The organism is Bacillus sp. P4_E1 (genome assembly GCF_056401715.1).
This window is the reverse complement of the sequence record NZ_JBFUIV010000020.1, coordinates 1-23,530: the sequence shown is the minus strand read 5'-3', so window position 1 is coordinate 23,530 and position 23,530 is coordinate 1. Positions and strand designations below refer to the sequence as shown.

The window sequence follows — 23,530 nt, the reverse complement described above, 5'->3', positions numbered from 1 at the left end:
TTTTATATCGAATAAAACTAGGTTTTCCAACAAAAAAAACTAGAAGAAATTTATATCTCTTCTAGCTTTTTAAATAAATGATAAAATCCATATTTTGTAGAGCGTTCTCTAATTTGTTGACGACTTCCACTTAAATTAAGCGAGAAGACTACAGCTGGTTCATCTTTAATCACCAATCCAATAAATACTGTTCCTGGTTCTTTATGCTCTGAAGCATCCGGTCCTGCCACCCCAGTGAAACTAATTCCGATATCTGCTTTTAACAGTTTCTTTACATTTTCAGCAAGATAGCGAGCACACTGTTTACTAACCGCGCCATCAGTACGTAACACTTCTTCAGGTACATGTAAAATTTGTTGCTTCACATCATTTTGATAACAAATGACACCGCCTTTAAATACAGACGAAACACCAGCATTTTCTGTTACTTGATTTCCAAAAAGACCACCTGTTAAACTTTCTGCACACGCTAAAGTTAACCCTTTTTCCTTCAATAGCCTTATTGCCTTGTAATGAAGGTAATCTTGGTCATATCCGTAGAAAAATTCTCCTACTCTTTCTAAAATCAAATCTTCCACATGCTGAATCAGTTTCTCCGCCTCATCAGCATCATGATGTTTGGCAGTTAAACGTAATGTCACTTCTCCATCATTTGCAAGTGGTGCAATGGTTGGGTTCATTTGTCCATCAATTAAATCTTGAACTTTCACCTCTAATTGAGATTCCCCAATACCAAAAAAACGAAGAACACGAGAATAAATATTTTCCCCCGTTGTAAACTTACATAAAAAAGGCTCTACGTAACTTATATACATCGGCTTCATTTCTTTTGGTGGTCCTGGTAATAAAATATAAACTTTTCCATTCGTATTTAATCCCATACCAGGCGCCATACCGTGATCATTCGCAAATACAGTCGATCCATTTAAAACGAGCGCCTGCTTTTTATTATTCTCCGTAAATTCACGGCCTGTACGCTTAAAATAATCGCTTATCGATGTTAATGCCTTTTCATCATACACAAGCTCTTCATCTAAACTAGACGCTATTGTTTCTTTCGTTAAATCATCTTTTGTCGGTCCTAATCCACCTGTAAAAATGAGCATATCAGCTCGTTCTTCAGCCAATTCAATTGCCTTCTGTAATCGCTTGTTATTATCCCCAACAACAGTATGGTAGTACACGTTAATTCCGATTGAAGCTAACTTTTCAGATAAAAACTGGGCATTTGTATTTGCAATTTGTCCAAGTAATAATTCCGTTCCAACCGCAATAATTTCAGCATTCATCCCAATTCCCCCATAAACTTCTATTTTGAGTTTACAAAAGCATCTTTATTTTTCCAGAAATAATCCCATCCTGAAATAACGGTAAAGAATAATGCAATCCATATGAAAATATCTGCAACTGGAATATGAAGTAGATTTAACGGTACATCATGTAATAAGTATGCTGCAATTGCAATAATTTGTGTCCATGTCTTAATTTTCCCTAGCTGATTTGCTGCAACTACTTCCCCTGTCCCAGCAAGTACAAGGCGTAAACCTGTTACTGCAAACTCACGGCTTATAATTACAATAACGATCCAAGCAGGTACATATTGCATTTCTACCAATGTGATAAGTGCTGCCGAAACAAGTAATTTATCTGCTAACGGGTCAAGGAATTTCCCTAAATTCGTTACAAGATTATACTTTCTTGCATAATGTCCATCAATCCAATCTGTAGCCGAAGCAATAATAAAGATAAGTGCCCCTACTAAATGTTGAATTGGTAACTCTACATCACCAATTATAAATGAGCCCCACTCAAAGGGCGCTAACATAATTACCATAAAAATTGGAATTAAGAAGATTCTAGATATTGTAATTTTATTTGGTAAATTCACAGCTATTCCTCCATCATGTCAAAAACATTTGTTCATTGAAAAAAGTCATCGAAGCGATGACTGTTATTGCGCAGCTTGCCCTATCCCTTGGTTTTTTATCACCAATCTTTGGTGATATTCTTTTGCTGGATCTAATGGGAAAGTAACCACTTGGCCATTCAGTTTAATTTCAACATTCGGTGCACTTCCAATATTAAGCCGCAATTCTTTTACTGTTGATAAATCACGTTTTTCTGTTTGACCACTTTGTACTGTAGTGTTTAGAATTTCGTTACCCGCATCATCTTTAACATCTACATAGCTTGCACCCTTCGCTGAAATTTCCAGTTCTAATGTTTTATTATTATGAATTTCCAAAGTAGATACCTTACCACTCGTTCCAACTACCTTCACTTCTTGTTGTCCAGTTGGTTGCGCTGGTTGCTCTTCTTTCTTTGGTTCTTCTTTCTTTGGTTCTTCTTTTTTTGGTTCTTCCGCTTTCGCTTCATCTTTCTTCGTATCTAACGGAGAATTTTTTGCTTTTTGAACCTCAATTTTCTCACTTTGAGCATTTTGAACTTGCCTATCATCTTTTCCAGTTAACGCTTGAATAACAAACCAGACTACCACTCCAAATGCGATTACTAACAACGCAATCAAAATTTTGGGCATATGATCCGCAATTGGCCATGATGAAGATTTTTGCATTGTTTCTTGTGTTTTTTGTCCAGTTGATACTTGTGGAACTTCACGTTTTTCAGACTGTGGTATCGTACTCTGATATTCCACAAGCAGTTCCTCTCCATTTAATCCAACAGCATCTGCATATTGTTTAATGAATGCACGCGCATAAAAAGCTCCTGGCAACACATCATAATTGCCTTCTTCAATCGCTACTAAATGGCGTTTTTGAATTTTTGTAATCTCATGCAGCTGATCAATAGATAAGCCTTTCGCTTCTCTTGCTTCTGTCAGCTTTTGTCCTAATTCCGTCACTACTAACACCTCAATATTTCTTTAAAAGTCGAACATAGAGAAATTGTTTTGCGTACCTTGCTCAATTTCATCTACTAAATTATATTGAATTTCTTCATCATAATCGTTACGCAATTCGATAATATAATCAAAATCATCCAATGTGTATTCTGACTGACTCACAAACACATCCGGATGTTCCACAACTTTCGTTGCAGGCAATCTCATGATTTCACGAACGAGCTGCCAGTGTCTTTCATTTGCACGCTTTGTCGACACAATTCCATCTAGTATGAAAATATTATCGTCGCTATACTCATCTTCAATCAATTGGCTACGAACAGTTTGCTTAATGAGAGTAGATGATACGAATAACCATCTCTTATTTGCACAAACACTTGCGGCAACAATAGATTCTGTTTTTCCGACACGAGGCATTCCTCGTATCCCAATTAATTTATGACCTTCTTTTTTCATTATCTCCGCCATAAAGTCTACAAGCAATCCTAATTCATCACGCACAAATCGAAATGTTTTCTTATCATCTGCATCTCGTTGTATGTACCTACCATGTCTAACTGCTAGCTTATCTCTAAGCTTTGGCGGACGATATTTCGTTACCGTTATATTATCCATCGTATTTAAAATTGATTCAAGTCTAGAGATTTGTTCTTGATTATCACACATAAGCAAAAGTCCACGTCGTGCATTATCTACACCATTAATTGTGACAATATTGATGCCAAGCATACCGATTAACGAAGAAACGTCACCAAGTAAGCCAGGTCGGTTTTTATGTATTTCATATTCAAAATACCATTCAATCATCCAAGATCACTCCCCTACGCTTACTTTACACCTACGTACTATATTATATGATTTCACCTTAATAGGGAAGCTAAATGTATAATCTATTCCTCCTAATTACTATACAAAAAAAGTAGAGAGGAGAAGCTCCTCTCTACTTTTACTTATGTTGTACAAACTTCACCATTAAATTTGCAATTGTATGTTGCTCTTGTTCATCAGCAACTTTCCAAAGCTCAGACAATAATTTTTCTTGATCGTTGCGCGCTTCTACTTCATTTGCTAAATAATCACCAACACGAAATGCCATATCTGATACGGCACCACCATCAAGCCCTTTTCCCCCCGCTTGTTCTAAACGTTCTCCTAAAAAGCTCTTCCACTGATCAAAATTATCTAACACTGACATGTTTAAGCACCTCACTATTTTAGTAATAGAATCATGCTTAATTTGTACAATTTCTTGTTTTTTATGTAAGAATTTTTTAGCAATGCCAACCGCCATTCACTCCGATAATTTGCCCCGTAATATAAGAAGCTCCTGGCGAAACGAGGAAGGAGACTGTTTTTGCTACCTCTTCGGGTAGTCCTATTCTACCTAATGGAATATCTTCAGCAATTTCATTTTTATCATCTTCTGAAAATACATTTAACATTTCTGTTTCGATCGCACCTGGCGCTACCGCATTAACGCGCAATCCACTTAGAGAAACTTCTTTCGCTAAAGCCTTCACATATGAATTTTGTGCACCTTTCACCATTGAGTACAGCACCTCACAAGACGCTCCTATTTGCCCCCAAATGGATGAAATAACAACAACATTACCACTTCTCCGCCCGATCATCGGTGGAAGCGCCATCGATAAAAGTCTATATACACTCTTCACTTGAAGCTCCACCATATAATCTAATTCTTCATTCGTAACATCTGTTACTAATCCAAATATACTCTTTCCAGCTGCGTATACAATAACATCAATAGGATGTTCGATTTGTCCCCACAATTTCTCTGCTCCATCGATAGAAGCTAAATTTGCTTGCACAGGAATCACTGCATCAAACTCCTTTTGTAACCCCCTTATCTTCTCTTCGCTTTTATTGTAATGAATATAGACTGTATAACCATCCTCGATTAACTGCTTCGAAATAGCAGAGCCAATCCCTCCGCTTCCTCCAGTTACTAATGCATACTTTTTCATAAATTCCCTCTCTTATCTTTTTATATATAAATAAATAATACCCTCATCTTACCATTTGGCAATAACCAAACGTTAGATGAGGGATATAGATACTGCGTTTTTTATTCACATATTACTTCATTTTTTCGGTAACACTTGGCAGACACTCATTTTCTCTTCAATTAATAATGTTTTTGCTGCTTGTTGTAGGTCTTGAACAGTTAATCCTTCTAACACTGTAAGAGCATCAAATAAACTAGATTCATTAAACGCATATCGTGTAAACTGATTTGCAATATATTCAGGTGAATTCAACGATCGTAAAAATCCGCCAATTTTCTTTTTCTTCACCCGTTCCAGCGCAGTCTCATCTAACTGATCATAATTCGTTTGTAGTAAAATACCTTTTAATCGCTCTGCCAATTCATCAGGGTGCTTCGTATCTCCACCAACCATTGCAAAACCGAAGTTATTTTCTTCTGTATAGTCATACGAGAACGAATCATCAATAAGACCTTCATTATATAAAGATTCGTAATGAACTGACCCTTTTCCAAATAAATAATCTAAAAGTAATGTAAGTGCAATTTCTTGTTTTAACAGAGCTTGCCCTTTTTCTTTTAAATTCGTTGCCTTAATACCAACTAAACATTTTGGAGTTTGAACAGGCATTGAAATAATCTTTTTCTTTTCATTTACTTCTTCTGGTTCCTCTTCAAAAGAGCGAACGATTTCTGGTTGATTTTCGTAATCTTTTTTCGCTTGATTTTCACGAACTAAATCCATTGTTTTTTCAGGATCAATCGCTCCAACAACAAATAATAACATGTTGCTCGGATGGTAAAAAGTCTCATAACATTCATACAGTAGGTCTTTTGTAATTTTACTAATAGACTCAATCGTCCCTGCAATATCAATTTTAATTGGATGTTTCACAAACAAACTATCGATTAACCCAAAGTATAAACGCCAGTCTGGGTTATCTTGGTACATTTGAATTTCTTGACCGATAATACCTTTTTCTTTTTCAACCGTTTTTTCAGAGAAATACGGTTCTTGTACAAAGTCTAACAACGTATTTAAATTTCTCTCTACATTTGATGTACAGGAAAAGAGATAAGCGGTTCTTGTAAAAGATGTAAAAGCGTTCGCTGAAGCACCTTGTTTACTAAACAATTGAAACGCGTCATGGTCCTCTTTTTCAAACAATTTATGCTCAAGGAAATGAGCAATTCCATCTGGTACACGAGTCATGTCTTCTTTTCCAAGCGGTACAAATGTATTATCAACAGAACCGTACTTCGTCGTAAATGTTGCAAATGTTTTGTTGAAGCCTTGTTTCGGTAAGATATATACGTCTAATCCATTCGGAAGTTTTTCATAATATAGCGTCTCTTTTAATTGCTCATACACAATTTTCTCCATTTATTCTCCCTCCGTTCCATGTAAAAAGTAAATTGTATCTAGTTCAATATTATTAGCAACTTTCACAATCTCTTCTTTCGTCACGCTTTCTATGCCCGTTAGCCATTCTTCAACTGGACGCGTACGCTCTGAAATCACCCCGTGATAAAGCATTTCAACAAAACCACGTGGTGTATCAATTGCCTCTAAGATTTGATTTTGAATTACACTTTTCGTTTGCTGAATCTCTTCCTCTGAAAAATCACCGCTTTGCATTGCTTTCATCTGTTCTTTAATAATTTCAACAGCTTTTTCAAAGTTCTTCGCTTCAATTCCAGACATAACGAAGAGCAAACCTTTATGACTTTCAAATCTCGATGCTGCATAGTACGCTAAACTATTTTTTTCACGGACATTTACGAATAACTTCGAATGAGAAAACCCTCCAAATAATCCGTTAAACAATTGTAATGCAAAATAATCTTCATCTTTATACGTAATGAATGTGCGATAGCCGATATTTAATTTACTTTGCTTTAGTTCTTGTTTTTCAACAATTTCTTTTTCTTCATTATTTCGTTTATGAAGAAGTACATTTCTCTCTTTCATAGCGCGAGGTGAGATCGAAAAATACTTATTTACAAGCTCCACAGCATCTTCCGAAATATCACCAATGATATATAAATCCATTTCATCTTCAGCTAACACTTTTTGATAATATTGATACAAACTTTCATTTGTAATAGAAGCAACACTTTCTTTTTTTCCATTTGCACTTAAGCGATATGGTTCTACTTTGCACATTTCTGCAATTAAACGCTCATTTGCATAACGCATTTTATCATCATAAGTAGCTTCAATTCGTTGCAAGAGTGCTCGTTTCTCACTTTCTACAATAGAAGATAGAAAACCGTCCCCTTCTGTTGCTGGATGTAAAACAATATCAGATAACATAGAAAGCGCTTTTTCAAATAACGGTGGTGCATCGCGTAAATATGTTTCATTTGCAATGTCTACATAAATAGAGATGATATGGTCTTCCCCTTTTTTACTTACATCTACCGCTAAAGAAGATCCATATAATTCTTCTAAATATTGACGAAGACGAATTACAGAAGGCAGTTTTTCTGTCGCACTTTGCAATACGTACGGCAATAGGGCACGCTCTGTCACCGTCTCCTCATTTAAAGGTGCTTTAAAACGAAATACAAAGGTATTTGTTTTAAATTTATCAGTCGGAATAATATGTACTCGCAAGCCACCTAATTCATGCAGTTGCTGTTCCATTAGTTTCATTAATAGCCCTCCTTTACGTATGTAGGAATATTCCTCTTCAATATACAGTTTTTAGAAATAAAAAATCAACTTTTCTTCCTTATTATGCTTACATTTGAGTCTTTCTAAAAACTTTAATATGTAAGGAACATAGTAAAATTCCGTATTAAATATATTCTATGTAAAAAAGCCCGCACTAATGTGCGAGCTTTTTTTATACTTTCTAAATACTCATCGTTTTCCTTTTTCATAAGGCGTTCCTAATGCTTTCGGAGCTTCAGATCGGCCTACAAAACCAACAAGTGCTAATATTGTAAATACATACGGTAATATCGTTAAGAATACACTTGGAATTTCTTTTAATATAGGAATTGTACCACCTGTTATCCCAAGTGATTGAGCAAATCCGAAGAACAATGCTGCTCCAAGAGCACCAAGTGGATTCCATTTACCAAAGATCATAGCTGCTAGTGCTAAGAAACCTTGTCCAGTAATTGTAGCACCTGAGAAGTTACCAGAAATCGACATTGCGAAGACCGCACCACCCACTCCTGCAAACATTCCAGATATACAAACTGCAATATAACGCATTTTATATACATTAATCCCCATCGTATCTGCTGCCATTGGATGTTCACCAACAGCACGTAGACGAAGACCGAACGGTGTTTTATAAATAATGTACCAAACAACAAATGCTAAAATAATGGCAATATACGATGTTAACGGTACGTTTGAGAAAAATATTTTTCCGATAACTGGAATATCTGATAGACCTGGGACATCGATTTTTTCAATACGGTATTGAATAAAATCTGTCTGCCCTTTATCAAAAATCTTCTTAATCGCAAATACTGTTAAACCAAGAGATAAGAAGTTAATCGCTACACCACTTACAACCTGATCAGCACGGAACGTAATAGATGCTACCGCGTGAAGTAATGCAAATAATCCACCACCAATTGCCGCAAATAGTAATGCAATCCACGGAGTCATCGTTCCCCAAGTATCACCCATTAATAAGGTTGTAACAATTCCAACAAATGCACCAAATAGCATTAGTCCTTCTAACGCAATATTTACAACACCTGATCGTTCACTAAATACACCACCTAATGCTGTAAAAATTAAAGGTGCTGATGTATATAACGTACCTGTCACAAGAATGGCTAATATATCTAAAAAGCTCATTTATTTCCCCTCCTTGCTCATGCGTGTAAGCGCCCATCTTAAAACATAACTACATGCAACAAAGAAGATAATACATGCAATAATTACGTTAATAAGTTCTGATGGTACATCTGCCTCAAAGTTCATTTGAGGGGAAGCACTTTTCAAACCACCAAATAACAATGCTGAAAGGATAATACCAAATGGATTATTTCCTCCAAGAAGCGCTACGGCAATTCCGTCAAATCCAATCCCTGTAAATGAAGACATTGCTGTCATGCTTTGGAATGTTCCTAACCCTTCCATTGCTCCACCAATCCCAGCAAATGCACCAGCAATTGTCATGGAGAATACTACATTACGAGAAACCTTCATACCTGCATATTGAGAAGCATGTTGATTAAATCCTACTGACTTTAATTCATAACCTAGAGTTGTTCGATCTAATAAGAACCACATTAAGATTGCTACTAAAATTGCAACAATAATTCCCCAGTGAAGACGTGAACCATCAGTTATTGCAGCTAACCAATCTGAAGATAAAGATGCACTCGCTTTAATATCGTATGTTTTATCATTGCCCTCATGTAAAAAGCGTTTAATTATGTCATACGTTACATATAACGCGATATAGTTCATCATTATTGTTACAATAACTTCATTAACCTTAAACTTCCCTTTTAAATAACCAGGAATAAAGCCCCATATTCCACCCACCATTGCTGCAAATAAAATAGATAATGGAATATGAAGAAACGCTGGTAGTGAGACCGCATAACCGAACCAAACTGCCGCAAGCCAACCAACTAATAGTTGACCCTCTACCCCGATATTAAATAAACCTGTACGAAATGCAAACGCCACCGATAATCCAGCAAGAATAAGTGGTATCATAGTGCGAAGTGTCTCACCAATCGCACTAGCACTGCCGAACATACCTGTCCAAAGCGCACTATAACCAACAATTGGATCATAGCCACTAACCAGCATTACAATCGCTCCAACAATTAAACCAAAAATAACGGATAGTACTGGGACTAAAATATTTATCGTTCGCTCTGTTAAAAGTTTTTTAGCCATTTGTACCCACCTGCTCTTTCTCTGTTCCTCCAGCCATTAGCAAACCAAGCTGTTGTTCATTTGTGCCTTTCGCATTCACAATTGCTACAATTTTCCCTTCATAGATAACCGCAACCCGATCACTCACATTTAAAATTTCTTCTAATTCTAAAGATAAAAGAAGAACCGCTTTCCCATTATCTCTCTGCTCGATTAATTTTTTATGAATAAATTCAATTGCACCTACATCTAAACCACGTGTTGGCTGTGCTGCAATTAATAAATCCGGATTACGATCTACTTCACGTGCAATAATAGCTTTCTGCTGATTCCCACCAGATAGAGCACGCGCTAATGTTTGTTCGCTAGGTGTACGTACATCGAACTGTTCAATAAGTGCCTTCGCTTTCCCTGTGATTTTGCTAAAGTTTAAAATCCCCTTCTTTGAAAATGGATTTTTATAGTACGTTTGCAAAACTATATTGTCTCTAACAGAAAAATCAAGAACTAGTCCGTGCTTATGACGATCTTCTGGAATATGACCAATTCCTTCTTCTGTAATTCTTCGAACAGGCCAATTCGTTATTTCTTTCCCTTTAATTGCAATAGAACCTGACTCAACTTTTCGTAAACCAGTAATTGCTTCTATTAATTCGCTTTGTCCATTTCCATCGATTCCTGCAATACCAACAATTTCCCCCGCACGAACAGTTAAGTCAAGGCCTTTTACAGCAGGCAGTTGGCGTGCATCGTGAACAACAAGATTTGCAATAGAAAGTACCTCTTCTTTGGGCGTAGCGTCTATTTTTTCTGTTTTAAAATTCACTTGACGTCCGACCATTAGTTCTGCAAGTTTATGTTCATCCGTATTTGCAACGTCAACAGTTCCAATCCCTTTTCCTTTGCGAATAATTGTACAACGATCGCAAACTTCCATAATTTCTTTCAATTTATGAGTAATAAGAATGATAGATTTTCCTTCTTGCACAAGCTTTTTCATAATTTGAATCAATTCATGAATTTCTTGTGGTGTTAACACTGCAGTCGGTTCATCAAATATTAAAATTTCCGCTCCACGGTAAAGTGTTTTTAAAATTTCAACACGCTGTTGCATACCAACAGAAATATCCTGTATTTTCGCGTATGGATCTACAGCTAAACCATATTGTTCAGACAACTTTTGAATCTCTTTAGCAGCTTCTTCAACAGCTATTTTCCCTTTTTTCTTCGGTTCATTACCGAGAATGATATTCTCTGTAACTGTAAAATTATGAACAAGCATAAAATGTTGATGGACCATCCCAATACCAAGATCATTCGCAATATTCGGATTTGTAATTTTTACAGGTGTTCCTTTAATTTTAATTTCACCCTGTTCTGGCTGATACAAACCGAATAGTACATTCATCAATGTGGATTTCCCTGCACCATTTTCTCCAAGTAAAGCATGTATTTCTCCCTGTTTTACTTGCAGCGTAATATCATCATTCGCTACAATGCCTGGGAATACTTTCGTAATATTATTCATCTCAATTACGTATTCCATTTCGTTCCTCCTTTTAACAGGGAACATTCCCCTATTACACTATTAACTTATTAAGCAATTTGGAAGTTTTATACATACAAAGGTTAGTTCTAAGAACTAACCTTTGCTATTTCTCTATCTTTATTTTTTTAGAGAAGCTTCATATTCTTTATATTCTTTATCTGTAGCTGGTACTTTAATTTCTCCAGCTGTAATTTTCTTTTCAAATTCTTCTACTTTTGTTAAAATCTCAGGGTTAACTTTTTTCACGTTATCAGTTGTTTTTGCAATACCAACACCGTCATCTTTTAAGCCAAACGCTTCAATTTTACCACCTTTTAATTTTCCATCTTTCGCTTCTTTTGCTACTTTTTGTACAGCGATATCAACACGTTTTACCATTGAAGTTAATGTTACGTTTTCAGGCATACCTTCTTGATTTTGGTCACGGTCAACACCGATTACCCAAACGTTTTCACCTTTTTTCTTACGGTTTTTCGCTTCAGTGAATACACCGTTACCTGTACCACCAGCAGCATGATAAATAACATCTACGCCTTGACCATACATTGCTGACGCAAGAACTGTACCTTTTTCAGGCTTATCGAATGCTTCAGCATATTCAGATACGATTTCAATATTTGGATTCACTGCCTTAGCACCAGCTTTAAATCCATTCTCGAATTTACTAATTAAATCACTCTTCATTCCACCAACAAATCCTACTTTATTCGATTTTGTTGACATAGCTGCCACCGCACCTACAAGGAATGACCCTTCATGATCTTTAAATGTAATACTTGTTACGTTTGGTGCATCTACAACAGTATCAACAATTGCAAATTGTTGTTTTGGAGATTCTTTTGCTACTTCTTTAATTGCTCCCTCTAATTTATACCCAATACCGAAAGCTAAATCATACTTATCTTTTGAAAATTTCTTTAAGTTCGGAATATAATCCGCTTCTTTTTCAGATTGAAGATAACGATAATTTGTCTTCTCTTTTAATCCATTATCTTTACCAAACTGTTGTAATCCTTCCCAAGAAGATTGGTTAAATGATTTGTCATCAACGCCCCCAACATCTGTAACCATACCAACCTTAAACTCTTTATCCCCTTTTTTGTCACTATCCGCTTTATCCGAGTTACCACATGCACCTAACACTGTACTTGCTGCTAACGTTAACGATAATAAAAGACCTGTTTTTTTCTTCATACTAGAAACCCCTCCTGAAATGTTTTGTCTAATGATTCATACGCTGCTGTCCCTTACTTCTTGCTGTCACCTCCCTAAAAAGGAACTTCCCTACATACGTTTTCTTAATACGTGGAAGCTAAACTTATCAGCTCTAAAGTAATTAATAGAATATAAGATTGGCTCATCATTTTGATCATAGTGCATTTGTTTTAAAACTAGCAGTGCCGTTTCAGGTTCACATTCTAAAATCGGTGAAATTTTCGGGTGATAACCAATCGGTTCAATGTGAGCAACTGCGTATGTGATACGCTTGTGCGTATTATTATGTATTACTGTAAGCAGCGATTCCTCATTGTATCCCGATAAATCTGGTAATATCTCTTTTGCCAGTTTATCAATGCAATATACAACTGGTTCCCCATCCGCTGTACGAACACGTTCAATCATTACTGCGCTAAAAGCATCTTCACAATTAAATTTCTCTTTTTCTTCTTCTGTTAAAGTTGTTGTAGATGATGATAAAAAGATTGTTCCTGGTGTTTTCCCCACACTAGAAATCATATCTGTAATACTAGAAAGTTGCTCTATTCCGGAAGAAAATAACGGCTTCGCATTTACAAATGTCCCTACACCATGTCTACGAATAACAACATTTTCTTCTTCTAAAATACGTAGTGCTTCCCTTAAAGTTGCCCTACTTACACCAAGTTCTTTCGCTAGATCAAACTCTGAAGGTAACTTTTGTTTTTCTTTGTAAGCCCCATCTTTAATTTTTCCTTTGATGTGATCAATCACCCGCAAATATAGGTGACGACTATCGGATTTTACTGACATAAGACTCCCCCGCATTTCAATTATTCGACCTCTGATGTAAGACTTCTTTTCTCTTTTTTCAACTTACAACATAGTATAAATTACTAAATACTAAAAATAAGCGTAATTATCGAATAAATATTAATAATTTTTCAAGATGAAATTTTCACACTTTATTCCATAAAAAAAACTTTGTACCATAAACATTTCTCATATAGAGAAAAAGTTCGGCACAAAGATTCCTTACATCCTTTGTTACACACTTTTCCCCTCATAGTCTAGCAATTCATGGTTGCCAGGTAGAAACTTATGGACCTTATCTCCAAGATTATATGAGGCAGTGATTCTTTTCGAAGTAATCTTACCACTTGCTCCCATATGTGTCAACAGATTTCAACATTTTTCTACATTAAATATCGAACGTTTTGAAAACCAAAACGATAAGCATTCGTATTCTAAAGGACCCTTAAAAATGTAAGCCCTTTCTTAGTCGATGACTATAGTATATAACAAAAACAGCATATAAAAAAGCCTAATTGTAAAAACAATTAGGCTTTTTTTAAGAACTTTTTTCTTGCACATCTTTAATGAGTACTCCCCTTGGTTTACTACCTTCATAAGGACCTACTACACCATTCATTTCCATGGCATCAATTAAACGAGCTGCTCGCGTATATCCTACTCTAAATCTACGTTGTAACATAGAAACAGATGCTGTTTGCATTTCTACTACAAGCTGAACCGCTTCATCGTATAATTCATCTTCTACTTCCTGCTTTGTTTCAGGAACATCTTGTGGAATCATATCCTCTTGATATTGCGCTTTTTGCTGCGCAATAACAGATTCTACGACTCTCTCAACTTCATCATCTGATAAAAATGCCCCTTGTACACGAACAGGTTTCGATGCACCAATTGGTATGAATAACATATCTCCACGACCTAGCAACTTTTCTGCACCACCACCGTCAAGAATCGTTCGAGAATCTATTTGGGAAGATACAGCAAATGCAATACGCGATGGAATATTCGCTTTAATAACACCTGTGATAACATCAACTGACGGGCGCTGAGTCGCAATAATTAAATGAATACCAGCAGCACGTGCCATTTGCGCTAAACGCATAATCGCATCTTCTACATCCGAAGAAGCAACCATCATTAAATCAGCTAACTCGTCCACAATTACTACAATATATGGTAATTCAGGTTGTTTCGCTTCCGATTGGCTATTATGTTCTTTAATATAATCATTATATCCTTCAATGTTACGCGTACCGCTATGCGCGAATAATTCATAACGACGCTCCATTTCACTCACAACTTTCTTCAAAGCCTGTGATGCTTTTTTCGGATCAGTTACGACTGGTGTTAATAAGTGCGGAACACCGTTATATACATTTAACTCTACCATTTTCGGATCAATCATCATTAATTTTACTTCATGCGGTTTTGCACGCATTAAAATACTTACAATAATTCCATTAATACATACACTCTTTCCACTACCAGTCGCACCAGCTACTAATAAATGGGGCATTTTATTTAAACGTGCCAATACAGCCTCTCCTGTAACATCACGTCCAAGACCGATTAATAACTTCTCTTCTGGGTGGTTATTCGCCTTTGAATCAAGAACTTCTCTCAGCGTTACCATAGAAACTTCTGAATTCGGAACCTCAATCCCTACAGCTGATTTCCCGGGAATAGGTGCTTCAATACGAATGTCTTTCGCTGCTAAAGCAAGCGCTAAATCATCACTTAAACTAACAATTTTACTTACCTTTACTCCCATATCAGGATACACTTCATATTTCGTAACTGCAGGACCTCTATGTACTTTTGTTACTTTCGCTTTCACACCAAAACTTTGGAATGTACGTTCCAATTTACGAGCATTTTCATAAATTTCCGCATTTTCATTTGTAACTTGCTTATTTTGGGGAAACTTTAATATATCAAGCGAAGGAAGCTTATAATCTTTATTTTCCACATTAGAAAATTGCATAGGAGGTGCTTTCGTTTCACCTTCTAGCGATTCAACGATTTTTTCTCCTCGTTTCTTGTGAGGTTGTTCTTCTGGCGCAGGCGGAACTGCCTCTTCAATAAACGGAGGAGTGATTAAATCATTTTCTTCTATCTGCTTTTCCGTCTCTTCACGTACTGGATAATTCTCAGTAAAATTCGAAATAATTGGTGGACCAATTTCTATTTCTTCTACTGGCTCAATAGCTTCTTCTTGTTCAGCAACACGTTCACGCCTCTTGCTTCTTGTTGTTTTTTTCTTTTCAGTTTGCTCGGCGACCCTTTGAGATTTCCAATCTTTATAATCCCCTTGCATTACTTGAAACTGACTTCTAAGAATTCTCCCTACCGGAGCAAGTACTTCTCCAATATGTTTATTTGTTATACAAAGTATTCCAAGAATAACTAAAATAATTCCAATGATATATGCCCCTACTTCGTCAAATAAGAAGTAGCACGTTGCGAACATCAATGCACCGAACATACCACCACCTAAATGAACACTATCCGGGCCCTTTTTCATTTCAAGGAAGAAGTAATCTTTTGTACTAACAATTACAGAAGTATTTTGCACAGCTCCATCTTTCGTAAGCAGGTTAAATAATGTAATATGACTAAACATTAATATTGCTAGTACAATTAAATAAACACCTATTAGCCGTTTATTTAAAAGGTTGGGCCATCCCCGCTTTATTACAAACGCAACAGATAAAGCTATTACACCTAACACACCAATTATGTACCACTCACCAAAGAAGAAGCGAAAAAATAACACAAACGATTTCCCTACAACACCTAGCTGTAAAATCGTAATAATCGAAAGTGCAAAAAGAGTCAACCCGACGATTTCATAATACAAAGTTGGCTTTATCGTACGTCTTGCCTTAGCCTTCGTCCCTCTTTGCTTTTGTTTTGCCATTTCTTCACCTCGTGTTCTAGAAATTAAGTACAACTTTCTTATAAAAAAGATCTACTTACATGTCTTTCTCTCTATTTTTCAGGTCTTTATATCTTCTATTTTTACACTTCTTGTAAAATGTTAAATAAACAGAAGAAAGCAGCCTACTCATGGCTGCTCAACCGTCTTGTTTTTTATATTATACCATAGCTCCTAAACAAAATCCTTCTTTTTGCTAAAAGGTAATTTTCTGTCCAGGCTCAAACTCTAGGTAGTGAGACGGATTCGTACTTAATACACGTACAATAGAGTAACATTGATTATCCTCCTCAGAAACCACTAATTCCACGCCATTTATATTCACAACTTTTTGGCTTTCGCATTGTGAATAATCGGCCGGATAAACAAGTTGCTCTGGCATAATTGTATATAAAATCATTGTAGCATTGTCCCTTCTGTACTATTATCCTTGCGTTCATCAATTAATTCGTTTAATTTTCGAAGTGCGCTACCAATACCACCGACACCATCTATAAGACCATACTTCACTGCATCTCCACCTATTACATTCGTCCCAATATCTCGCGTCAAATTCCCTTTTGCAAACATAAGCTCTTTAAAACGATCTTCCGTTACTTTCGAATGCTTTGTCACAAATCGAATGACTCTTTCTTGCATTTTATCCAAATACTCAAATGTTTGTGGCACACCTATAACAAGACCTGTTAAACGAATTGGATGAATTGTCATCGTCGCTGTTTCGGCAATAAATGAATAATCAGTTGAGACCGCAATCGGTACACCGATTGAATGCCCTCCTCCTAAAACAAGAGATACAGTTGGTTTTGAAAGCGAAGCCACCATTTCAGAAATCGCTAATCCAGCTTCAACGTCACCCCCAACTGTATTTAATATTAACAGTAAACCTTCAATTTTTGGATTTTGTTCAATCGCGACAATTTGCGGAATGATGTGTTCATATTTTGTTGTTTTATTTTGTGGTGGCAACTGAATATGACCTTCCACCTGCCCAACAATTGTTAAGCAATGAATACGCGATTCATTCATTTGTGGTACATTTGTCTGTCCAAGTTGCTGAATTTTCTCCACTATAGAAGCCTCTTTTGGAACTTCTTTCGGCTCAGCTTCTTTTTCTTCATTTGTATAACGATCACGTTCTGTCATATCGCATCCCCTTTCACTCGTATATAACTATTATTTCTTAAGTTATGAATTTCATTCGATAGGGTTAAAAAAGAAAAAGATCACCTGTAAAGGTGACCTTCTTTATACTTCCATAATAATCGGTAAAATCATTGGCTTTCTCTTCGTTTCTTCGTACAAGAACTGCCCTAATAATTCACGAATATTTTGTTTCAACATAGACCATTCAATTGTATATTCTTTAATTGATTGTTCAACAATCATACGTACAATATCTGTGGATCGTTCGATTAATGCTTCTGATTCACGAACATATACAAAGCCGCGTGAAATAATTTCTGGACCAGAGATTATTTTCTTTTCATCCTTACCAAGTGTTACAACAACAACTAAAATTCCATCTTGAGATAACATCTTTCTATCTCGAAGAACGATGTTACCGACGTCACCTACACCTAATCCATCAATTAAAACATTACCAGCTTGCACTTTACCAGCTAATTTTGCTTCATCGTCACCAAAAGCAATTACATCGCCTTTTTCTACGATAAAGATATTCTCTCTCGCAATACCTACATCTTCCGCTAAATACGCATGTGCTTTTTGCATACGGAACTCACCATGTACGGGTACAAAATACTTCGGCTTCATTAAATTTATCATCAGCTTTAATTCTTCTTGGCTACCATGACCTGAAACGTGAACTTTTCTTTCACCGTAATAAATAACCTCAGCACCAGATCTAAATAACAAGTCAATAATTTTTGATACAGATACTTCATTTCCTGGAATTGGAGAAGCTGCAATAATAACAGTATCACCTTTACGAATTGAAATTTGTTTATGAGCTTGTTTCGCCATTCTAGAAAGGGCTGCCATCGGTTCCCCTTGACTACCAGTCGTTAAGATAGCTACCTTTTTTTCCGGGAAATTGTCTATTTCTTGTAATGAAATAACCATACCTTCCGGAACATCTAAATAACCAAGACGTCTTGCAATATCTACCACTTTCACCATGCTACGTCCTACTACCGCTACTTTCCTTCCAGTTTCAGCAGCTGCATCAAACACTTGTTGAATACGGTGTACATTCGATGCAAATGAAGCAACAATAATACGTCCTTCTGAACTATAGAATACTTTAGAAATCTCTATACCAACTTCTTTTTCCGAACCTGTATAACCAGGACGTTCAGCGTTTGTACTATCAGATAACAAGCAAAGTACGCCTTCATTTCCAATTTGCGCCATTTTCCCAAGATCTGCTCCACTATTTCCGATTGGAGTTTGATCAAATTTAAAGTCTCCTGTATATACTACAGCACCTTTTGATGTATGGAAACAAACACCCACAGAATCCGGAATACTATGTGTCGTTCCGAAGAATGACACATTTGTTGAATTAAACTCTACTGTTGAATTCGAGTCAATTGTTTTTAAGTCTACACGGCCTAACATTCCTGCTTCGCCAAGCTTTTCTTGTATAAGTCCTACCGTTAATTTCGTCGCATATACTGGAATAGATAATTTACGAAGCACATAAACAATTCCACCAATATGATCTTCATGACCATGGGTAATAAATAGTCCTTTTACTCGCTCTTGATTTTCTACTAAATATGTAATGTCAGGAATAACAATATCAATCCCAAACATTTCATCTCCCGGGAACATCAATCCGGCATCTACAATAAAGATTTCAGAATCAATTTCAACACAGTACATGTTTTTTCCGATTTCACCTACTCCGCCAAGAGCAAATACTTTAACAGACTCATTCTCTTTTCTCTTCATGTTGTTGCCTGGTTTAAAAATCTTGCAAACACTGATTTCACTAAAATTGCAGAGACACCAGGGGAAACTCTACAACCACCATATATTCACCGTCCAAGACGAATGTCCTTACCGTTATGCGATATCATGTCCTTGTTAATTTTTTAAACCAGGTTTCACCTCTCTTTCATTATATAAATCAAATATCTTATTCGATATGATATGAAAATTTCATTAAATCTTAATTTTTACCAATTTTGCTAAGCATACCCGTACTAAGCTACTTAGCCATATTATAACTGATACAAGAAATAGAACACAAGTTAAATTATGCGAAAGACAAGAGAAGACACTAAAATGAGATTATAATTTAAGAGGGCAAAATTCATATCAGTTTTACTATTTTCCCTACGTAATAAGAGTTTGATGGAAAAATATTCATGTAAATTCTTTACATAAACATGAAACGATATTCACTAAAAAATCTTATCTCTGTAATCAGTTTCTTACTAATTCTCCCCCCTGCCATCCCCTTCTTATTACAGCCTATTAACTATAGCTAATTTTCAGCACTTACATATAGTTAGTCAAAATAAAAATGACCTAGTTTCACACTAGGTCATTTTTATTAACGAGGAATAGATTGCATTACGGATTGTAACGTTATTCTTTCTTCTTCCGTTAATGGAAGAAGTGGCAAACGTACAGAACCTACATCTAATCCCACCATTTGTAATGCTGTTTTTACTGGTGTTGGGCTCGGCGCCATAAATAGTGCATCCGTTACTTTTACTAGTAATTGATGTAATTTCTGCGCTTTTTTGAACTCTCCAGCTTGGAATGCAGCAATCATTTCTTGCATTTCATTCCCGATAACATGAGATGCTACAGAAACAATACCTTTTGCTCCAATTGCCATAGCTGGTAATGTTAAACCATCATCACCGCTGTATACTGCAAAGTCGTCCGCTGTTTTTTCAATGATTTCTGTCATTGTTAATACATCGCCGCCTGCATCTTTAATCGCAACAATGTTTTCTATTTCTGATAAACGAACAACTGTATCAACGGAGATTTGTACAATAGATCGTCCTGGAACATTATATAGCATTACCGGAAGCGGAGTGCTTTCAGCGATTGTTTTAAAGTGCTGGTACATCCCTTCTTGACTCGGTTTATTATAATACGGTGCCACTAGCATAACTGCATCAACACCAACTTCAGTTGCCTTTTTTGTTAAATCGACAGAAGCATGCGTATTATTGCTACCTGTTCCAGCGATGACGGGCACCCTTTTATCGACAACAGATACGACATGGCGATATAACGCTACTTTTTCTTCTGATGTTAATGTAGGAGATTCTCCAGTCGTCCCTCCTACCACGATTGCTGTTGTACCGTTATCAATTAAATAATTTACCAATTTCGTTGTCTTTGCAAAATCGATATTACCATTTTTATCAAACGGTGTTACCATCGCGGTTGCAATTGTCCCAAAATCTATCATGATCTCACTCCTTATTGTTCCAGTTGCTTTTCTTTTGAAAGCTCAAATGCACTATGTAATGCATTCACAGCCTCCACTAAATCGGCTTCTTTTACAAGAACCCAAATTGTCGTATGACTATCTGCTGATTGCAGAATTTGAATACCTTTTTCCGCTAAAGCTGTGACAATTTTCGCTGTAACCCCTGGAATACCTGCCATTCCAGCACCAACGATAGAAACCTTCGCACAATGCTCTGTCACCACTGGATCATATCCAAGTTGCTTTAAAACCTCAACTGCACGCGCTGATACACTATCCTTTACTGTGTAAGCTACACCAGTAGGAGAAATGTTAATTAAGTCCACACTAATCCCTTCATTAGCCATTTCTTTAAACACGTGTTGTTGTAAATCATATGCAGTTTCTTTTGCAAGCACTTTAATTTGCGTTACGTTTGACACATGGGCAATCCCTGTAACAGGACGTTCTTCTACATCCTGCCCTTTTGTAGCACCATCATATGCCGCAATAAGCGTACCTTCACTATCAGAATACGTAGAACGTACACGAAGTGGTACTTTTGCATGCATCGCAATTTCAACCGCACGCGGATGAACAACTTTCGCACCCTGATAAGCCATGTTACAAATCTCGTTATATGTTACAGTTTGAAGATGACGTGCATCTTTTACGATACGAGGATCCGCAGTCATAACACCTTCAACATCTGTGAAGATATCGATATATTCAGCATGAAGCGCAACACCTAATGCTGAAGCTGAGGTATCACTACCTCCGCGTCCAAGTGTTGTCGTATCTCCATTTTTCGTTTGACCTTGGAATCCAGTCACGACGATAACATCTACATTTTGTAACTCTTCATGTATACGATCGCAATTCATTTCAATAATCTTAGCATTCGTAAAGTCATTATTCGTTACAAAACCAGCTTGCGCACCATTTAATGCTGCTGCTTTTATACCATTCTCATTCAACATGTTAGAGAAAACAATTGCTGAGATTAATTCTCCGCATGATAATAATAAATCTTGCTCACGTTTAGAAATATTAGGTTCCTCTTGATTTACAAGACTTAATAACGTATCAGTTGCATACGGTTCACCTTTACGGCCCATTGCTGATACAACAGTAACTACTTTATAACCAGCAGCTAACGATTTTTTTATATGGTGAAGCGCATGCTTGCGCCCATTGTCATCACGTACTGATGTACCACCAAATTTTTGAACAATAATTTTCATATTTTGCACCTTCTCTTAGCCGTTTACACTAATTGTAATTTTACTAAGCGCTCTGCAATTTGAACAGAATTCCATGCAGCGCCTTTTAATAAGTTATCAGATACGACCCAAAGGTGGAATCCTTTATCATTATTTAAATCTTTACGGATTCTTCCAACGAATACTTCATTTTTACCTACTGCAGTAGCTGGCATTGGATATAACTGCTCTGCTGGATTATCTTGCAGTACAATACCTTCTGCATTTGCAAGTAAGTTTTTCATTTCTTCTACTGTTACGCCTTCTTTATCTACTTCAATGTACACAGACTCGGAATGACCCGATACAACTGGTAAACGTACACATGTCGCAGCTACTTCTAATTCAGGCATATGCATAATTTTTTTCGTTTCATTAATCATTTTCATTTCTTCGAATGTAAATCCATTATCTTGGAATTTATCAATCTGTGGAATAGCATTAAAAGCGATTTGGAAATGCTTTTCGTCACCTGATACAGGTAAAACATTCGCCTTTACTTCTTCGCCATTTAAGATTGCTTGTGATTGTTCATGAAGTTCTTCAATAGCTGCCGCACCAGCACCTGATACAGCTTGATATGTGGAAACGATTACTCGTTTTAAACCATATTGCTGGCGAACTGGTTCAAGAGCTACTACCATTTGAATTGTAGAACAGTTTGGATTTGCAATAATACCATTATGTTCTTTTAAATCATTTTCATTTACTTCAGGTACAACAAGTGGCACGTTTTCTGTCATACGGAATGCACTTGTATTATCAACAACAATTGCACCGCGCTTTGCTGCTTCTGGCGCTAATTGTTTCGATACAGATCCACCTGCACTAAATAGTGCAATATCTACTCCTTCAAAACTTTCAGGAGTTGCCTCTTGAACTGTAAATTCTTCGCCTTTAAATACAAGTTTCTTACCTGCAGATCGTTTAGATGAAAGTAACGTTAACTTCCCAATTGGAAATTCTCGTTTCTCTAAAGTATTTAACATTTGTTCACCAACTGCGCCGGTTGCTCCAACTACAGCGACATGAAAAGTTTTTTGCTTTTCCATCACTATGCCCCTTTCTAGATACCAATCCTTCTATAACTTAGAATTAGAAGGAGCTTACAATGCCCCCTCTAATCTTAATAACGTTAATTTTATCATATTCTACAGTAAGAATGATGGTTTCAACAAAAATTGTACGTTTTTTTCGTTTTTTAATTCATATATCTGAATTTTTCTACAACAACAGGTTGTAATTGTTTTCCTTGTAGCGCTTCCAATACTGTATCTTCAAGTAACTCCATACGAGCTACCATTGAGTTCGGTTTTTTCTCTGGTGCATCTTGGCCAAATGGTACGAAGTAGATGTCTTTTGTAGCCATTAGGCGCATGAGGTTGACGCCAACAGGGTGATGACAATATAAATATTTCTTCTTTCTTCTATTATATTGCCATTTCACATCCTGTAAATTTATTTTCATTCCCAAGCATATATATCATACGTTTTTTATTAATACAATAAACGAATTCAACAGTATTGTATTAATTTGGTTGGCAAGTTCTATTTCGATAGTGAGTTTATGAAAGCATAAACTGCCCCCAAACGTTGAGGATCGGATACGGTGTAATTTTTTCAAAAGC

The 23,530-nt window shown here is 36.4% G+C and carries 20 protein-coding genes, 1 pseudogene and 1 riboswitch; all 21 genes and pseudogenes read right to left on the bottom strand.

Annotated elements, in window-relative coordinates; genetic code table 11:
* Nucleotides 1-50: 50 nt before the first annotated feature.
* Nucleotides 51-1,289, bottom strand: a complete 1,239-nt coding sequence (locus tag AC1DS7_RS22850) for a competence/damage-inducible protein A (protein ID WP_016100769.1) — start codon at nt 1,287-1,289, stop codon at nt 51-53.
* 20 nt (nt 1,290-1,309) lie between these two features.
* The gene (gene pgsA / locus AC1DS7_RS22845; protein ID WP_002014596.1) at nt 1,310-1,888 is read right to left on the bottom strand and encodes a CDP-diacylglycerol--glycerol-3-phosphate 3-phosphatidyltransferase; all 579 of its coding nucleotides are present in this window, start codon (nt 1,886-1,888) and stop codon (nt 1,310-1,312) included.
* Nucleotides 1,889-1,951: 63 nt separating this feature from the next.
* Nucleotides 1,952-2,863, bottom strand: a complete 912-nt coding sequence (locus AC1DS7_RS22840; protein ID WP_016100768.1) for a helix-turn-helix domain-containing protein — start codon at nt 2,861-2,863, stop codon at nt 1,952-1,954.
* A gap of 21 nt (nt 2,864-2,884) precedes the next feature.
* Nucleotides 2,885-3,670, bottom strand: a complete 786-nt coding sequence (locus AC1DS7_RS22835) for a DUF3388 domain-containing protein (protein WP_000574107.1) — start codon at nt 3,668-3,670, stop codon at nt 2,885-2,887.
* 139 nt (nt 3,671-3,809) lie between these two features.
* On the bottom strand, nt 3,810-4,058 hold the full coding sequence (locus AC1DS7_RS22830; protein ID WP_000114449.1) for a DUF3243 domain-containing protein: 249 nt from the start codon (nt 4,056-4,058) through the stop codon (nt 3,810-3,812).
* A gap of 76 nt (nt 4,059-4,134) precedes the next feature.
* Complete coding sequence (gene ymfI, locus AC1DS7_RS22825; protein WP_002014593.1) at nt 4,135-4,848, bottom strand: elongation factor P 5-aminopentanone reductase; 714 nt, start codon at nt 4,846-4,848, stop codon at nt 4,135-4,137.
* A gap of 117 nt (nt 4,849-4,965) precedes the next feature.
* The gene (gene yfmH / locus AC1DS7_RS22820) at nt 4,966-6,252 is read right to left on the bottom strand and encodes an EF-P 5-aminopentanol modification-associated protein YfmH (protein WP_002014592.1); all 1,287 of its coding nucleotides are present in this window, start codon (nt 6,250-6,252) and stop codon (nt 4,966-4,968) included.
* Nucleotides 6,253-7,527: an EF-P 5-aminopentanol modification-associated protein YfmF gene (gene yfmF, locus AC1DS7_RS22815; protein WP_002033691.1), complete on the bottom strand. Its 1,275-nt coding sequence runs from the start codon at nt 7,525-7,527 to the stop codon at nt 6,253-6,255.
* Between the two features lie 210 nt (nt 7,528-7,737).
* A complete protein-coding gene (locus AC1DS7_RS22810; protein ID WP_002033690.1) occupies nt 7,738-8,697 on the bottom strand; it encodes an ABC transporter permease in 960 nt (319 codons plus the stop codon).
* Nucleotides 8,698-9,756, bottom strand: coding sequence for an ABC transporter permease (locus tag AC1DS7_RS22805; RefSeq protein ID WP_002190491.1), 1,059 nt, complete (start codon nt 9,754-9,756; stop codon nt 8,698-8,700).
* Nucleotides 9,749-11,281 carry an ABC transporter ATP-binding protein gene (locus AC1DS7_RS22800; RefSeq protein WP_002142848.1) on the bottom strand — a complete coding sequence of 511 codons (1,533 nt, stop codon included), beginning with the start codon at nt 11,279-11,281 and terminating at the stop codon, nt 9,749-9,751. Before AC1DS7_RS22800 ends, AC1DS7_RS22805 begins: the two co-directional genes overlap by 8 nt.
* A 120-nt stretch (nt 11,282-11,401) precedes the next feature.
* Nucleotides 11,402-12,478: a BMP family lipoprotein gene (locus AC1DS7_RS22795; RefSeq protein WP_002190493.1), complete on the bottom strand. Its 1,077-nt coding sequence runs from the start codon at nt 12,476-12,478 to the stop codon at nt 11,402-11,404.
* Nucleotides 12,479-12,568: 90 nt separating this feature from the next.
* Complete coding sequence (locus tag AC1DS7_RS22790; protein WP_002088063.1) at nt 12,569-13,294, bottom strand: GntR family transcriptional regulator; 726 nt, start codon at nt 13,292-13,294, stop codon at nt 12,569-12,571.
* 233 nt (nt 13,295-13,527) lie between these two features.
* Nucleotides 13,528-13,629: riboswitch (purine riboswitch) on the bottom strand.
* A gap of 203 nt (nt 13,630-13,832) precedes the next feature.
* A complete protein-coding gene (locus AC1DS7_RS22785; RefSeq protein WP_002014584.1) occupies nt 13,833-16,217 on the bottom strand; it encodes a DNA translocase FtsK in 2,385 nt (794 codons plus the stop codon).
* Nucleotides 16,218-16,431: 214 nt separating this feature from the next.
* Nucleotides 16,432-16,635 carry a YlzJ-like family protein gene (locus AC1DS7_RS22780; RefSeq protein ID WP_002088064.1) on the bottom strand — a complete coding sequence of 68 codons (204 nt, stop codon included), beginning with the start codon at nt 16,633-16,635 and terminating at the stop codon, nt 16,432-16,434.
* Nucleotides 16,632-17,381, bottom strand: a complete 750-nt coding sequence (tepA, locus tag AC1DS7_RS22775) for a translocation-enhancing protein TepA (RefSeq protein ID WP_002014582.1) — start codon at nt 17,379-17,381, stop codon at nt 16,632-16,634. Before tepA ends, AC1DS7_RS22780 begins: the two co-directional genes overlap by 4 nt.
* Before the next feature lie 102 nt (nt 17,382-17,483).
* A complete protein-coding gene (locus AC1DS7_RS22770; RefSeq protein WP_002014581.1) occupies nt 17,484-19,154 on the bottom strand; it encodes a ribonuclease J in 1,671 nt (556 codons plus the stop codon).
* 607 nt (nt 19,155-19,761) lie between these two features.
* On the bottom strand, nt 19,762-20,640 hold the full coding sequence (gene dapA, locus AC1DS7_RS22765; protein WP_002014579.1) for a 4-hydroxy-tetrahydrodipicolinate synthase: 879 nt from the start codon (nt 20,638-20,640) through the stop codon (nt 19,762-19,764).
* A gap of 11 nt (nt 20,641-20,651) precedes the next feature.
* The gene (gene dapG, locus AC1DS7_RS22760; RefSeq protein ID WP_002088068.1) at nt 20,652-21,884 is read right to left on the bottom strand and encodes an aspartate kinase; all 1,233 of its coding nucleotides are present in this window, start codon (nt 21,882-21,884) and stop codon (nt 20,652-20,654) included.
* Nucleotides 21,885-21,907: 23 nt separating this feature from the next.
* Entirely contained in the window at nt 21,908-22,954 is a 1,047-nt protein-coding gene (gene asd, locus AC1DS7_RS22755; protein WP_002014577.1) for an aspartate-semialdehyde dehydrogenase, read from the bottom strand.
* A 149-nt stretch (nt 22,955-23,103) separates the two neighbouring features.
* A pseudogene (gene spoVFB, locus AC1DS7_RS22750) lies at nt 23,104-23,292 on the bottom strand (dipicolinate synthase subunit B); the annotation flags it as partial.
* Nucleotides 23,293-23,530: the final 238 nt, after the last annotated feature.

What these genes read in the sequence shown, in the direction of transcription:
- tepA (WP_002014582.1), bottom strand. Translation starts at nt 17,381, where the DNA reads ATGACAGAACGTGATCGTTATACAAATGAAGAAAAAGAAGCTGAGCCG.
- AC1DS7_RS22770 (WP_002014581.1), bottom strand. Translation starts at nt 19,154, where the DNA reads ATGAAGAGAAAAGAGAATGAGTCTGTTAAAGTATTTGCTCTTGGCGGA.
- AC1DS7_RS22800 (WP_002142848.1), bottom strand. Translation starts at nt 11,281, where the DNA reads ATGGAATACGTAATTGAGATGAATAATATTACGAAAGTATTCCCAGGC.
- ymfI (WP_002014593.1), bottom strand. Translation starts at nt 4,848, where the DNA reads ATGAAAAAGTATGCATTAGTAACTGGAGGAAGCGGAGGGATTGGCTCT.
- AC1DS7_RS22785 (WP_002014584.1), bottom strand. Translation starts at nt 16,217, where the DNA reads ATGGCAAAACAAAAGCAAAGAGGGACGAAGGCTAAGGCAAGACGTACG.
- yfmH (WP_002014592.1), bottom strand. Translation starts at nt 6,252, where the DNA reads ATGGAGAAAATTGTGTATGAGCAATTAAAAGAGACGCTATATTATGAA.
- AC1DS7_RS22795 (WP_002190493.1), bottom strand. Translation starts at nt 12,478, where the DNA reads ATGAAGAAAAAAACAGGTCTTTTATTATCGTTAACGTTAGCAGCAAGT.
- AC1DS7_RS22835 (WP_000574107.1), bottom strand. Translation starts at nt 3,670, where the DNA reads ATGATTGAATGGTATTTTGAATATGAAATACATAAAAACCGACCTGGC.
- AC1DS7_RS22780 (WP_002088064.1), bottom strand. Translation starts at nt 16,635, where the DNA reads ATGATTTTATATACAATTATGCCAGAGCAACTTGTTTATCCGGCCGAT.
- yfmF (WP_002033691.1), bottom strand. Translation starts at nt 7,527, where the DNA reads ATGAAACTAATGGAACAGCAACTGCATGAATTAGGTGGCTTGCGAGTA.
- AC1DS7_RS22805 (WP_002190491.1), bottom strand. Translation starts at nt 9,756, where the DNA reads ATGGCTAAAAAACTTTTAACAGAGCGAACGATAAATATTTTAGTCCCA.
- asd (WP_002014577.1), bottom strand. Translation starts at nt 22,954, where the DNA reads ATGGAAAAGCAAAAAACTTTTCATGTCGCTGTAGTTGGAGCAACCGGC.
- AC1DS7_RS22810 (WP_002033690.1), bottom strand. Translation starts at nt 8,697, where the DNA reads ATGAGCTTTTTAGATATATTAGCCATTCTTGTGACAGGTACGTTATAT.
- dapG (WP_002088068.1), bottom strand. Translation starts at nt 21,884, where the DNA reads ATGAAAATTATTGTTCAAAAATTTGGTGGTACATCAGTACGTGATGAC.
- AC1DS7_RS22850 (WP_016100769.1), bottom strand. Translation starts at nt 1,289, where the DNA reads ATGAATGCTGAAATTATTGCGGTTGGAACGGAATTATTACTTGGACAA.
- AC1DS7_RS22790 (WP_002088063.1), bottom strand. Translation starts at nt 13,294, where the DNA reads ATGTCAGTAAAATCCGATAGTCGTCACCTATATTTGCGGGTGATTGAT.
- dapA (WP_002014579.1), bottom strand. Translation starts at nt 20,640, where the DNA reads ATGATAGATTTTGGGACAATTGCAACCGCGATGGTAACACCGTTTGAT.
- AC1DS7_RS22830 (WP_000114449.1), bottom strand. Translation starts at nt 4,058, where the DNA reads ATGTCAGTGTTAGATAATTTTGATCAGTGGAAGAGCTTTTTAGGAGAA.